The 12,174-nt window shown below is 71.1% G+C and carries 11 protein-coding genes; 5 read left to right on the top strand and 6 right to left on the bottom strand.

Features of this window, described 5'->3' with window-relative positions; all coding sequences use genetic code 11:
• Positions 1 to 76 precede the first annotated feature (76 nt).
• Together ACFOSH_RS04535 and ACFOSH_RS04530 are read right to left on the bottom strand one after the other, a co-directional pair.
• Entirely contained in the window at positions 77 to 1,537 is a 1,461-nt protein-coding gene (locus tag ACFOSH_RS04535; protein ID WP_378237370.1) for an FAD-dependent monooxygenase, read from the bottom strand.
• A gap of 9 nt (positions 1,538 to 1,546) precedes the next feature.
• On the bottom strand, positions 1,547 to 2,584 hold the full coding sequence (locus ACFOSH_RS04530) for a methyltransferase (protein WP_378237369.1): 1,038 nt from the start codon (positions 2,582 to 2,584) through the stop codon (positions 1,547 to 1,549).
• A 171-nt stretch (positions 2,585 to 2,755) separates the two neighbouring features.
• Between ACFOSH_RS04530 and ACFOSH_RS04525 the strand changes: the two genes are divergently transcribed.
• On the top strand, positions 2,756 to 4,012 hold the full coding sequence (locus tag ACFOSH_RS04525; protein WP_378237368.1) for a beta-ketoacyl-[acyl-carrier-protein] synthase family protein: 1,257 nt from the start codon (positions 2,756 to 2,758) through the stop codon (positions 4,010 to 4,012).
• Between the two features lie 63 nt (positions 4,013 to 4,075).
• On the opposite strand, the gene ACFOSH_RS04520 is transcribed toward ACFOSH_RS04525, so the two are convergent.
• From ACFOSH_RS04520 to ACFOSH_RS04510, 3 genes are all read right to left on the bottom strand, one after another.
• Positions 4,076 to 4,858 carry an AfsR/SARP family transcriptional regulator gene (locus tag ACFOSH_RS04520; RefSeq protein ID WP_378237366.1) on the bottom strand — a complete coding sequence of 261 codons (783 nt, stop codon included), beginning with the start codon at positions 4,856 to 4,858 and terminating at the stop codon, positions 4,076 to 4,078.
• Between the two features lie 176 nt (positions 4,859 to 5,034).
• On the bottom strand, positions 5,035 to 5,811 hold the full coding sequence (locus tag ACFOSH_RS04515) for a cyclase family protein (RefSeq protein WP_378237365.1): 777 nt from the start codon (positions 5,809 to 5,811) through the stop codon (positions 5,035 to 5,037).
• 1 nt (position 5,812) lies between these two features.
• Entirely contained in the window at positions 5,813 to 7,450 is a 1,638-nt protein-coding gene (locus ACFOSH_RS04510; protein ID WP_378237364.1) for an FAD-dependent oxidoreductase, read from the bottom strand.
• A gap of 162 nt (positions 7,451 to 7,612) precedes the next feature.
• On the opposite strand from ACFOSH_RS04510, the gene ACFOSH_RS04505 reads away from it, so the two are divergent.
• The 4 genes from ACFOSH_RS04505 to ACFOSH_RS04490 are packed head-to-tail and all read left to right on the top strand — an operon-like array spanning position 7,613 to position 11,502.
• Positions 7,613 to 9,175: a class I adenylate-forming enzyme family protein gene (locus tag ACFOSH_RS04505; protein WP_378237363.1), complete on the top strand. Its 1,563-nt coding sequence runs from the start codon at positions 7,613 to 7,615 to the stop codon at positions 9,173 to 9,175.
• Between the two features lies 1 nt (position 9,176).
• Complete coding sequence (locus ACFOSH_RS04500; RefSeq protein WP_378237362.1) at positions 9,177 to 9,482, top strand: antibiotic biosynthesis monooxygenase family protein; 306 nt, start codon at positions 9,177 to 9,179, stop codon at positions 9,480 to 9,482.
• On the top strand, positions 9,479 to 10,501 hold the full coding sequence (locus ACFOSH_RS04495) for a methyltransferase (protein WP_378237361.1): 1,023 nt from the start codon (positions 9,479 to 9,481) through the stop codon (positions 10,499 to 10,501). Before ACFOSH_RS04500 ends, ACFOSH_RS04495 begins: the two co-directional genes overlap by 4 nt.
• Before the next feature lie 56 nt (positions 10,502 to 10,557).
• Complete coding sequence (locus ACFOSH_RS04490; RefSeq protein WP_378237360.1) at positions 10,558 to 11,502, top strand: acyltransferase domain-containing protein; 945 nt, start codon at positions 10,558 to 10,560, stop codon at positions 11,500 to 11,502.
• Between the two features lie 175 nt (positions 11,503 to 11,677).
• On the opposite strand, the gene ACFOSH_RS04485 is transcribed toward ACFOSH_RS04490, so the two are convergent.
• Positions 11,678 to 12,085 carry a nuclear transport factor 2 family protein gene (locus tag ACFOSH_RS04485; RefSeq protein ID WP_378237359.1) on the bottom strand — a complete coding sequence of 136 codons (408 nt, stop codon included), beginning with the start codon at positions 12,083 to 12,085 and terminating at the stop codon, positions 11,678 to 11,680.
• Between the last annotated feature and the right edge of the window lie 89 nt (positions 12,086 to 12,174).

Below are 12,174 nucleotides of genomic sequence, written 5' to 3'. Positions count from 1 at the left end.
ACCCGAAACACTCACGACCAACCCGACCGTCGCCTCACCGCCGCCCGCTCCCCCCTGCCCTGCCTCCCGGCGCCCCCTACAGCGGCGCCCCGAACCAGGTGCGCAGCGCGAGGTCCAGGCCCGCTTCGTCCGCGTCCGGATCGCCCGCCCAGCAGACGTAGCCGTCCGGCCGCACGAGCATCGCGGGCCCCTCGAACTCCCCTTCGACGGCCGTCACCCGGTCCTTCCACCGCTCCGCGGCCGCGCCGGCCAGCACGCCGAGACCGTCGTGGAAGTACCCGCTGAGCCGCTGGACGCCGTCGGGGGTCAGCACGTCCAGGTCGGGCATGCGCGCGCCGGTGAGGGGGTGCTCGCCGGGCAGGTCGTACCGGACGTCGAGCGCGGAGCCGAGACCGGTGAAGTGGCGGTTCACCTGGTCGATGCGCAGGAGGTCGGTGAACGTCTCCCGGACGGCGTCCAGCCGGGGGTCGGGGTCGAACAGCGCGCACTGCGTCCGGGTGTTGCGCAACACCGTCTGCCCCACCGGATGCCGCTCGGTGTGATAGGTGTCGAGCAGTTCGGCGGTGCCCCACCCATTCACCGCCGCCGCGAGTTTCCAGCCGAGGTTCATCGCGTCCTGCAGCCCCATGTTCAGCCCCGGCCCGCCGGACGGGAAGTGCACGTGGGCCGCGTCGCCCGCGAGCAGCACCCGGCCTTCCCGGTATCGCTCGGCCTGGCGGGAGACGTCGGTCAAGCGTGTGAGCCACTGGATCCCGGTCAGACCGCAGTCGTGCCCGACGAGTTCGGTGATCGCCTCGCGCATCTCCGTCTCGGTGACCGGCAGGCCGCGGTCCGGCCAGACGTGGTCGTAGCGGAACACCATGGCGCGGTAGATCCCCGGTTCGAACAGCGGCACCGCCGAGAACCACGCCCGCAGGTCGCGCCGGATGACACCGTACGGGCGCAACGGCCCCATGCCCTCGCCCTTGGGCAGTTCGCCCGAGAACTCGGCGTCCGCCATGAGCACGGCCAGTCCCGGTTCCTGGCCGGGGAAAGGGATCCCGGCGAGTTTGCGGGTCCGGCTGCGGCCGCCGTCGCAGCCGACGACGTAGCCCGCCCGCACCCGGTATTCGCCGTCCGGCCCGGTGATGGTGGCCGTGACGCCGTCTTCGTCCTGCGCCAGCGCGGTGAGTTCGTGCCCCCGGCGGATTTCGGTGCCGAGCTCTTCGGCGCGTGCGGTGAGCAGGCGTTCCGTGTCGACCTGTTTCTGGTACAGGCCATAGGGATGACGGGTCTCCAGGGCCTGGTAGTCCAACCCGACCGGGAGGCTCGCGAAGTGCCCGCCCGAGAGCAGCGGCGCGCCGTCGAGGAACCGGTCGTGGATGCCGCGCAGTTCGAGGAGTTCGATGCTGCGGGCATGGATGCCCAGCGCCTTCGAGAACGCGTAAGGCTCTTCCAGCCGCTCGACGACCAGCGGGCGGACCCCGGCCAGCCGCAGTTCGGCGGCGAGCATCATTCCGGTCGGCCCGCCGCCGACCACCAGGACGTCGTAGTCCACTTCACTCCCTCAGTTCGGTTTGACGGCGATCACGAAGTGGTCGCGCGTGATGGTGTCGGTCCGGAAGGCCCGTTCGTTCCGGAAGCCGGCCGCGGCCAGCCAGCCCTGGCACTCGGCGACGCTGTACTGCGAGTTGTCGTCGCGGATGATCGCGCTGTTGATGCGCTGCAGCAACGTGTCGAGCCGTTCGTCGCCACGGTCGATCATCGCGTCGTAGACGACGATCGAGCCGCCGGGGCGGAGCGCGGCGTAGGCGCGGTCGATCAGGTCGAGGCGCGATTCGGTCGGCCAGTCGGCGAGGACGTGGCCCAGGATCAGGACGTCCACCGCGGGCATCAGTTCGGCGAAGAAGTCGCCGCCGGTGAACTTCACCCGGTCCGCCACGCCGAGGTCCTTGAGCAGTTCGTCCGCCAGCGGCGCCAGTCCCGGAAGGTCGAAGACCTCGCCGGACAGATGCGGGTGGGCGAGCGCGATCCGTGCCGCGACGTTGCCCCGCGCGCCGCCCACGTCGGCGAAGCTGCGATAGCGGCTCCAGTCGATCTCGCGGGCGAGTTCGTCGCCGGTGAACCCGTTGTGCGCGTCCATATGCGCCATCACGTGCCGGGCCTTGTCGAGGTCCTGGTAGAACGTCGGGTAGGCGGCGGGGCCGAGGCCCGCCACCGGCGAGGTCGCCTTGCCCTCCCGCAGCGCTTCGGTGAGCTTGCCCCACGCGTGGTAGTGCATGTTCGCGTGCTGCTTGGCTGTCCCGCCCAGGTACGTCGGGGCGCCGGGGACCAGGAATTCCGAGGCCAGCGCGCTGTTGCGGTACTCGGTGCCGTCGCTTTCGAGCAGGCCCAGTTCGCACAGGACGTCCAGGAACTCCGGGAACAGGCGGTGTTTCACGCCGAGCGCCAGCCGGGTGGACTCGGCGGTCGCGGGGGCTTCGGCGAGCAGTTCGAACACGCCGAGTTCCACGGCGCTCTGCATCGCCTTCGCCCGGAAATAGGCGGTGTTGAGCTCGATCACCGAACGGGCACGAGCCACCGCGGTCGTGGTTTCTTCGGGCATGGGAAGACCTTTCGCTCGCCGGCGCGGCGGGAACCACACCGTGGGACGGCGATCACCGTGACAGCGCCGGTTCGCGCGCCCGTCGAGCGCGCCGCGTCCAAGACGAGTCGAGGACGCTACGAACGCGGACGCGCATCCTCGCCCGGTAACTGCGGTGGAGAGAGGTGGCGGATGCGGCGAGCGCGACGAGTGGTGGTGACCGGGATCGGGGTGGTGGCCCCGGGCGGGATCGGCACCCGGAACTACTGGGATCTGTTGACCGCCGGGAGAACGGCGACCAGGACCATTTCCCTGTTCGACGCGGGCCCCTTCCGGTCGAGGGTGGCGGCGGAATGCGACTTCGACCCGGTGGCGGCCGGGTTGAGCCGCCGTCAGATCCGGGCGTGGGACCGGACGACGCAGTTCGCCGTCGTCGCCGCGAGGGAGGCGCTGGCCGACAGCGGGCTCGGCGGCGCTTCGACCCCCGAGCGCACCGGCGTGATGGTCGGCACCGCGTGCGGGATGACGATCAGTCTCGACCGCGAGTACGCGATCGTCAGCGACGAGGGGAGCGGCTGGCTGGTCGACGACCGGCACGGCGCGCCCTATCTGTACGACTACTTCGTGCCGTCCTCGATGGCGAAGGAGATCGCCTGGGAGACCGACGCGCAAGGCCCGGTCGGCATCGTCTCGACCGGCTGCACCTCGGGGATCGACGTGCTGATCCACGCGAGCGACCTGATCGCCGACGGCGCGGCCGACGTCATGCTCGCCGGTGCCTCCGACGCGGCGATCTCCCCGATCACCGTGGCCTGTTTCGACGCGATCAAGGCCACCACGCCGCGTAACGACGATCCGGCGACCGCGTCCCGGCCGTTCGACCGGACCCGCAACGGGTTCGCCCTCGCCGAGGGATCGGCGCTGGTCGTGCTGGAGGAGTACGAGCACGCCCGGCGGCGCGGCGCGCACATCTACGCGGAGATCGCCGGGCACGCGTCCCGCAGCAACGCCTATTCGATGACCGGCCTCCGGCCCGACGGCGCGGAGCTCGCCGACGCGATCACCTCGGCGCTCGACATGGCGCGGCTCGACCCCACGGCCCTCGACTACGTCAACGCGCACGGGTCCGCGACGAAACAGAACGACCTGCACGAAACGGCCGCGTACAAGCGAAGCCTCGGAGCGCACGCCCACCGGGTGCCGGTCAGTTCGATCAAGTCCATGATCGGGCATTCGCTCGGCGCTGTCTGCGCGCTGGAGGTGGTGGCCTGCGCGCTCGCCATCGAACATTCGGTGATCCCGCCGACGGCCAACCTGACCGAGCCGGACCCCGAACTCGATCTCGACTATGTGCCGATCACGGCCCGCGAACAGCGGACGAACGCGGTACTGAGCGTGTCGAGCGGCTTCGGCGGCTTCCAGAGCGCGATGGTCCTCACGCGACCCTGAACCGGAAGTACGTGAAGGCCCCCTTCATTGCGCCAGGCGCAGTGAAGGGGGCCTTCACGTACTTCACGGCATGGACTGCAGCAGGTGTTCCGCCGAACGCGGCCGCTCGACACCGACCAGGACGTCGTGATGCAGCTGGTGCAGGGGTTGCGAAGGGGCGATCCCGAGCTCGCGGTCGAGGGTGCGCTGAAGGCGCTGGTAGGTCTCGAGCGCGTCCGCCCGCCGCCCGACGGCGTGCAGGGCCACGATGAGCTGTTCGTGCAGCCATTCGTCGTAGGGATGCGCGTGCGTCAGGAAACGCAGCTCCGGGATCAGCTCGCGGTAGCGCCCGAGGTGCGCGTCGGCGAGGGTCCGCATGCGCAGCGCGCGCATCCTGATCTCGTCGAGGTGGGTGATGTAGGGCGTGAGGATCGGGCCCGCCGGGATGTCCGAAAGCACCGGTCCGCGCCACAGGGCCAGTGCCGCGCGGAGCCGGTCCGCGGCCCGGACGGCGTCTCCGGCGACCAGGGCGGCGCCGCCTTCCTCGGTGAGCCGTTCGAAGACGAACGTGTCGATCTCCGCCGGGTCGGCGTGCAGGACGTAGCCGGGGGCGCGAGTGGTGATGAACGGCCCGGAAAACCTTGCCCGGTACCGTTTTCGGAGCTGGTAGATGTAGGTCTGCGCGGTGGTCAGCGCGCTGCGCGGCGGCTGCTCGCCCCACAGTTCGTCGATGATGGCGGACCGGTCGACGACCTGGTTCGCCCGCAGCAGCAACTGGGCCAGCGTCCACCGGATCTTGGTGGCCGAAGGCAGGTCGAGTTCTCCGTCGAAGTGGACCTCGAGCGGTCCGAGCAAGGTGAAGATCATGCCTCCTTGCTACTCGCCCCTGCCCCACCTCCGGAAGCGGAATCGCCTTAAGTGGCAGGGAAAACGGGCTCCTCGATGAGCCCGCATCCCTCCGGGGAAACAGTCCGGCTCAACCACGGGGTACCCCTCGTGCGAGCCGGTGGCGGGGCACCGCCGTGGCATGCCCCGCCGCCCGCTCAGCTCTCGTCGACGATCGCGACCGCGCGGGCCCAGCCCGCCCCCGCACCGGCGAGCTTCACCGGCAGGCAGCTGACGGTGAACCCGGTCGGCGCGGGCAGCGCGGCCAGATTGCTCAGCCGCTCGATCTGGCAGTACTCGCGTTCCCTGCCGAGGAAGTGCGCCGGCCACAGCACGCCGTCGTCGCCGGTCCGCTGGTACTCGCGGATCATGTGGCCGAACGGCGCGTCCAGGCTGAACGCGTCGGTGCCGATCACCCGCACGCCCAGATCGAGCAGGAACGCCGTGGCGGACCGGTCGAGCCCGGTGAAATCGGTGAAGTAGGCCGGGGTGCCGGACCGGACGTCCGCCCCGGTGCGCAGCAGCACGATCTCGCCGGGACCCGGGGTGTGCCCGATGTCCGAGCAGGCGCGGCGCAGGCGGGCGGCGTCGATCGTGCCGGTGCCCGCGTCGCTGATGTCGAGCAGGACCCCCGGCCCGATGAACCAGTCGAGCGGCAGTTCGTCGATGTGGCGCGGTGTCCCGTACGACGTCTTCGTGCCGTAATGCGACGGGGCGTCCACATGGGTCCCGGTGTGCGTCGTCAGCGTCATCGTGTCGAGGCTGAGCAGCTCGCCGTCGGGCAGCACGGCCGGATCGAAGTCGAGCCCGTGGTTGTCCCGCATGCCTTCGGCCATGTGCACGGCGCCTTCGGCGGGGGAGAGCACCTCGTGCACCACGGGATTCGGCTCCCAGACCTTCGCGTCGACAGGCGTCGAAAGATCGATGATCCGCACGTCAGACCTCCTCGGCCGGGACGGCTTCCGCCTGCCGCAGCCCGACCTCGCGCAGGACGCCGTCGAGGTCCGCGGTCACCGAACCCTTGGCCGCCAGATGACCGTCCGGCCTGATCAGCGCGAACCCGCCCTCGGGAATCCCGACCGCGGTCCGGACCGCCCGGCCGGGGTCGGTGAGCGGCCTCGCCCCGCAGCTTCCGACGGGCGCCGCCGACAGCGTGCGGACCGAAACCGCCGCCCCGTGCCCGTCGATGACGTCGTCCAGCGCCGCGGCCACAGCGGCCGCGCCCGTGCCCTGTCCGGCGTCGGCCAGCAGCGTCCACCGGGGATCGGTGAGTTCGGCGGCGATCGCCTGCCAGCCGGGATGCGCGGCGGCCTGCCGTGCCGACCAGGCCACCCGATGGCCCGGAAGCAGCCCGTCCCCGTTCCCGGACGGCAGGCTGAGCGGGCTTGCCGAGTAGTCGAGGGCCAGCCCGGACATGGTGGTCATGATCTTGCGCTCGACCCGCCGCTTCAGGGGTTTCACCAGGTCCAGGAAGCCCAGCCCGAGCGGCAGGGCGATCGGTGCGACGGCGTTGCGCAGGGCGATCAGCGCGGTCGCGGTGCGCGTGGTGCGCATCAGCACCTCGCCGACCGGCGTGCGCTCGTGCTGGTAGCTGTCGAGCAGCTCCTCGCTCGCGTGTCCCCGGACGACGTCGGCGAGTTTCCACGCGAGGTTGTACGCGTCCTGGACGCCGGTGTTCATGCCCTGTCCCGACGCCGGGCTGTGCACGTGAGCCGCGTCCCCGGCGACGAAGCACCGGCCCTCGCGCATCCGGTCGATCATGCGCTGCTGGATGGTGAACACCGAGACCCAGGTGGGCCGCTCCACCCGGACCTCGCGGCCGAGCGCGCGGGCGATCTTGCCCTGGAACCGCTCGGCGACGAGGCGTGGGTCGTCGGACTGGGCGACGTCGGCGGTGTCGACCAGCCGCCACTTGCCCGGCGTCGGGAACGGCACCATCAGCACCGTCCCGTCGCCGCCGTGGATCCAGTGCAGGCTGTCGCGCGGCAGGTCGGCGTCGATGACGGCGTCGGCGATCAGCCACGTCTCCGTCGACTCTCCCGACAGGTTCAGCCCGAGCGCGCGGCGGACCGTGCTGTGCCCGCCGTCGGCCCCGATCAGCCACGGGACGACGCACCGTTCCTCCCGGCCGGAGGCGTGCCGCAGCCGGCCGGTCACCTGGTGCTCGTCCTGGTCGAGGCCGGTGAGTTCGACCCCCCATTCGACTTCGACCCCGCGTCCGGCCAACGCGGTCCGCAGCACCTCTTCGGTGAGGACCTGGTCGATCTGCAGGGTGAAGGGATACCGGGTGGGCAGGTGGTCGTAGCCGCTGCCGAACCGGATCATCGCGCGGCCGTTGCGGTGCATGGTGAAACCGTCGACCCGCTGACCGCGGCCGAGGATCTCGTCGGACAGGCCCATCTGTTCGTAGATCTCGAGGGTGCGGGCGTGGATGGCGGTCGCGCGGCTGGTCACCGCGGGACCGTCGGCGCGGTCGACCACCCGCACCCGCACACCGCGGCGGGTCAGTTCGAGCGCGGCGGTGAGGCCGACCGGTCCCGCTCCGGCCACCAGGACGTCTGGGATCTGCTCCATCAGCGGTTCACTCCTTTTCCGGGCAACCCCGGGAGAGTCCACTCCGGACTTCGATTCCCGGACGCCGCCCGTTCGAGCACCGGCTCGGCGGGCGCTCGAACCGCGGCCGAACGCCGTGCCGCACCGTCGGGTCCCGACCAAGGCGGGAAAGGAGCCGACTCGATGCCGGAAGAGGAGCACGTGGTGGCGGGTCCGCCGCTCGCGGTGCTGGGCGGGCTGCCCGGCGGGCCGCGGGTGGAGCAGCTGCTCGAACGGGCCGTCGGCGCCGCGCCCGGCAGGCTGGCGGTCGCCTCGCTCACCTATGCCGAACTCGACCGCGCCTCGACCCGGTTCGCGCTGGCGTTGCGGGAGCGGGGGATCGGGCGGGGTGACGTCGTGGCCTTGCCGATGGCGCTCGACCGGCGGTTCGCCATCGGGTTCTTCGGGATCGCGAAGGCGGGGGCGGTGAGCGCGCTCGTCAATCCGCTGCTGCGGGAAGAGGCGCTCGCGCACGTGCTGGCGCTCTGCGAGGCGAAGACGGCGTTCGTCACCGAAGGGCAGCACCGGGTGCTCGCAGCGGTCCGCGACAGGTTGCCGGCGCTCGAAAACGTCTTCCTGCTCGGTGAAGGCACGGAGACCGGTCTGTCCTCAATGGACGATCTGATCGCCGCGGCCCCCGAGGCGACGCTGCCGGAACCCACGGCCGGGCCGGACGATCTGGCGTGCCTGCAGTTCACCAGCGGGACCACCGGACCGGCCAAGGCCGTGCGGCTCAGCCACCGGAACCTCACCGTCAACGCCGCCCAGACCGCTTGGTGCCACCGGCTTTCGGCGGATTCGGTGCTGGTGAACCATTTGCCGACGTTCCACCTGATGCACCTGACCATCGGGGTCACCGTCTCGGCCCGGCACGTGCTGTGTCCCGGCGACGATCTCCTCGGGGCTGTCGCGACGGCCGACGCCGAGGGCGGGACGCACTTCTACAGCCTGCCTGTGCGCCTGGCCCGGCTCGCCGCCCGGCCGGAGTTGCCGTCGCTGCGGGTGCCGTCGCTCCAGGCGATCCTCTCCGGCGGTTCGGCGATGCCGCCTTCCGCGACGGACACGCTGTCCGCCGCGTTCGGCGTGCCTGTCGTCCAGGGATTCGGGCTGGCGGAGACGGCGCCGTCGACCCACCTCGGCAGCCTCGACCGGCCGAAGACGGGTTCGTCCGGCCCGCCCGTTCCCGGCACGTCCGCCCGCGTCGTCGACCTCGACACCGGCGTGCCGCTCGGGCCGGGCGCGAACGGGGAGATCCAGGTGCGGGGGCCGCAACTGATGCTCGGTTACCTCGGCCGGGACCGGGACGAGGATCTGCCGGGCGGCTGGCTGGCCACCGGGGACGTCGGCCACCACGACGAAGACGGCTACCTGTTCGTCGTGGACCGGATCAAGGACGTCTTCAAATGCGACAACTGGCTGGTGACCCCCAGCGAGATCGAAAAGGTGCTGAGCCGGCATCCCGGTGTCGCCGACTGCGTCGTCCTCGACCTGCCCCACGAGTTCAGCGGTGCCGTCGCGCACGCCGTCGTCGTCCCCTCGGCCGACCCGGCCACGACGGAGGAACTGGCGTCGTTCGTCAACACCCGGCTGCCCTACTACGAACATCTGCACGGCGTCCATTTAGTCGACTCGGTCCACCGGTCGCCGACGGGCAAGGTGCAGCGGCGTGATCTGCGAGAACAGTTGATGGCGAAGACAAGGAGATAGCGTGTTCATCTTCATCGACCGGATGACCGTGACCGGTGACCTGGCGGACTACCAGCGGATCATCGGCCGGATTTCCGAACATATGGCCGCCCAGCCCGGTTTCCGGTCCCACCGGCTGTACCGGAACTCGAAGAATCCCCTCGAATACGTGGAAATCGCCGAATGGGAGAACGCGGAGCTGCACAAGGCGGCCACCGGGCAGGCGGGATTCCGCGAGCCGCTCGGCGAGCTGCTGAAGCACGCGACCGTCGATTTCGCCACCTACGAGCAGGTTTCCGCGCACGACGCCGCCGAGGTGACCCGGTGAGCGCGACGGCCTTGCCGCGTTCGGTGCGGCGGTTCCGGGAACTGTTCCTGAGCGCCGCCTGCGCGGCCGCCGTGCGCGCGGCGGCGCGGCTCGGGCTCGCGGACGCCATCGGGGAGGAGGCCGAGCCGGTGTCCACTGTGGCCGAACGGCTCGGCGTCGACGCCGGGGCGCTGCGGCGGCTGCTGCGGGCGCTGGCCAGCAACGGCATCTTCGCCGAGGCACCGGACGACGGGTTCGTGCACACGGAGATGTCGAAACTGCTCCGGGAAGACGCGCCCCGCAGCCTGAAGTACAGCGCGCTCTGGGCGACCGAGCCGTGGACGTGGACGCTGTGGCCGCATCTCGACGAGGCTGTCCGCACCGGCCGGCCGGTCTTCGAAGACTTGCACGGCAAGGAGTTCTTCGGCTACCTGCACGCCGAGGCGCCGGAGTCGGCGGAGGTCTTCGACCGCGCGATGACCCAGTCGAGCAGGCTTTCGGCGATCGCCATCGCGGACGAACTCGACCTGTCCGGCGCCGAAGTCGTGGCCGACATCGCCGGTGGCCAGGGGCATGTCCTGGCGACGCTGCTCGAACGCCATCCCGGCCTCCGCGGCGTGCTGTTCGACCTGCCGGAGGTCGTCGCCAACGCCGATCCGCGGCTCACCGGGAAGGGGGCGCTGGCGGCCCGGACCGAACTCGTCCCCGGCGACTGCCGTCACGGCGTGTCCGCGGACGCCGACGTGTACGTGCTGAAGAACATCCTCGAATGGGACGACGAAAGCACGATCGCCACCCTGCGCGGGATCGCGGGCGGCCGCCCCGGTGCCCGGGTGTACGTGCTGGAGAACCTGCTCGACGGCAGTCCGGAGCTGAAGTTCACCACAGCGATGGATCTGTTGCTGCTGCTGAACGTCGGCGGCCGCAAGCACACCAGGGACGGGCTCGCCGACCTCGTCCGCCGGTCGGGGCTGCGTCTCGACGAGGTGCGCCCGGTGAACTCCTATCTCCATCTGTTCGCCTGCACCGTGCCGGAATAGCGGAGCTGGCCCGCCGGTCCCTCGGGGGCGGGCGGGCCCTTCGCCGAGAGGACGTCGTGTCGGACATCGCCTTCCTGTTTCCCGGCCAGGGCGCCCAAAACCCGGGCATGGCCGTGGAGTTGTACGACGAGGAGCCCGTGTTCACCGCCGTGCTGGACGAACTGTTCGGCCTGCTCGGCGCGGAGGGCGCGGCCCTGCGCCGGGACTGGCTCAGTGCGGAACCCCTGGTACCGCTCGAAGACGCGTCGAGGGCGCAGCCGTTGCTGTTCGCCGTCGGCTACGCGCTCGGCCGGACGCTCGTCGCGCGCGGCGTCGTGCCGTCCGCGGTGCTGGGGCACAGCATCGGCGAGCTGGCCGCGGCCGCGCTCGCGGGGGTGTTCGATCTGCCGCACGCGGCGCGGATCCTGTCCTGCCGGAGCCGGGTGCTGGCCGAGGTGCCGGCGGGAGGTCTCCTCGCCGTCGCGGCCCGGCCCGAAGCCGTCACCCCGTTCCTGACCGGCGAGGTCGTGATCGGCGCGTACAACGCGCCCGCGCAGACGGTGCTGGCCGGCTCCGCCGGTCCGCTCGCGGAGGTGGCCGCCGTCCTCACCGAGGCGGGCCTGGTCCATCAGCGCGTCGCGGCCCGGCAACCGTTCCATTCCCCGGCCGTCGCCGAGGCCGCGACGCGGTTCGAGGACGGGTTCACCGCCGCGGAACTGCGTCCGCCGTCGATTCCGGTGCATTCGACCCGCACGGCCGCGGTGGTGACCGCCGACGAGGCCGTGAGCCCGGCTTTCTGGGCGGGGCAGCTGGCCGCGCCCGTCCGCTTCCGGTCCGCTTTGGACAGTCTGCTCGACGGCGGCGCGCGGACACTGGTGGAAGTGGGCCCGCGCGGCCTTTCCCTGCTCGCCCTGCGCCATCCACGGGTCCGCCGTGGCGGGCACCAGGTGCTCAGCGCCCTGCCGGCCACCTCCGCGGGCACCCGCGAGACCTGGACCACCCTCCTGGACACCCTGACCTGACCCCCGTGCTCCCCACGGCCACACCCGTGCTTACCGGGGGCATACCCGTGCTTACCGGGGTATGACCCCTCCAAGCACGCGTGATGCCCCTCCAAGCACGCGTGATGCCGTGGGGAGCACGCGTGAAGGGCTCCTTTCCTCGGTCGAGCCGAGGGAAGGAGCCCTTCGGTGTGGTTCAGGGCAGGTCGTCGCGGGTGACGAAACGGGCCTTCACGCGCAGTTCGCCGTTCTCCCGCACCAGGATGTCGCGGCAGACGCACGTCCGGCGCAGCTGGGGATCCTTGCCCTGGAACGTCGAGAACACCAGCGCGTAGCACGTCGCCTGGAGGTTTCCGTCCGGCAGTTCCTCGACGTCCACCATCCCGTGCCAGTGCCGCCGCTGCTCGCCCGCCGCCTTCTGCTCGGCCGCGGCCTTGCTCATCGTCGCGATCAGTTCGGCCCGGCCGCGCAGGGGTTCCGGCTCGCCGGGGCCGGTGAACGTGCCGTCCTCGGTGAAGGTGGCCGCCCAGTCCTCCGCCGCACCGGCGTCGAGCAGGTGCATGTGCCGCGCGTAGAACTGCTGGACCTCGACATACGGGCTCACGGTGTCTCCTCATCCTCGATGTGCGCCGAGGATCACCCAGCGGCTTCGACTCCCGTTCGCGCGCGCCGCGTCCATCCCTGCTGGACGTC

It is taken from the genome of Amycolatopsis speibonae (assembly GCF_042647925.1).
In the GTDB taxonomy this organism is placed as follows: Bacteria; Actinomycetota; Actinomycetes; order Mycobacteriales; family Pseudonocardiaceae; genus Amycolatopsis; species Amycolatopsis speibonae.
Note: the sequence above shows the minus strand (reverse complement) of the source record. Positions and strands in the feature narration are given on the sequence as shown.

Bases quoted from the DNA above. Each gene is read 5' to 3' on its own strand.
- ACFOSH_RS04530 (WP_378237369.1), bottom strand. From the start codon at position 2,584: ATGCCCGAAGAAACCACGACCGCGGTGGCTCGTGCCCGTTCGGTGATC.
- ACFOSH_RS04525 (WP_378237368.1), top strand. From the start codon at position 2,756: ATGCGGCGAGCGCGACGAGTGGTGGTGACCGGGATCGGGGTGGTGGCC.
- ACFOSH_RS04520 (WP_378237366.1), bottom strand. From the start codon at position 4,858: ATGATCTTCACCTTGCTCGGACCGCTCGAGGTCCACTTCGACGGAGAA.
- ACFOSH_RS04510 (WP_378237364.1), bottom strand. From the start codon at position 7,450: ATGGAGCAGATCCCAGACGTCCTGGTGGCCGGAGCGGGACCGGTCGGC.
- ACFOSH_RS04505 (WP_378237363.1), top strand. From the start codon at position 7,613: ATGCCGGAAGAGGAGCACGTGGTGGCGGGTCCGCCGCTCGCGGTGCTG.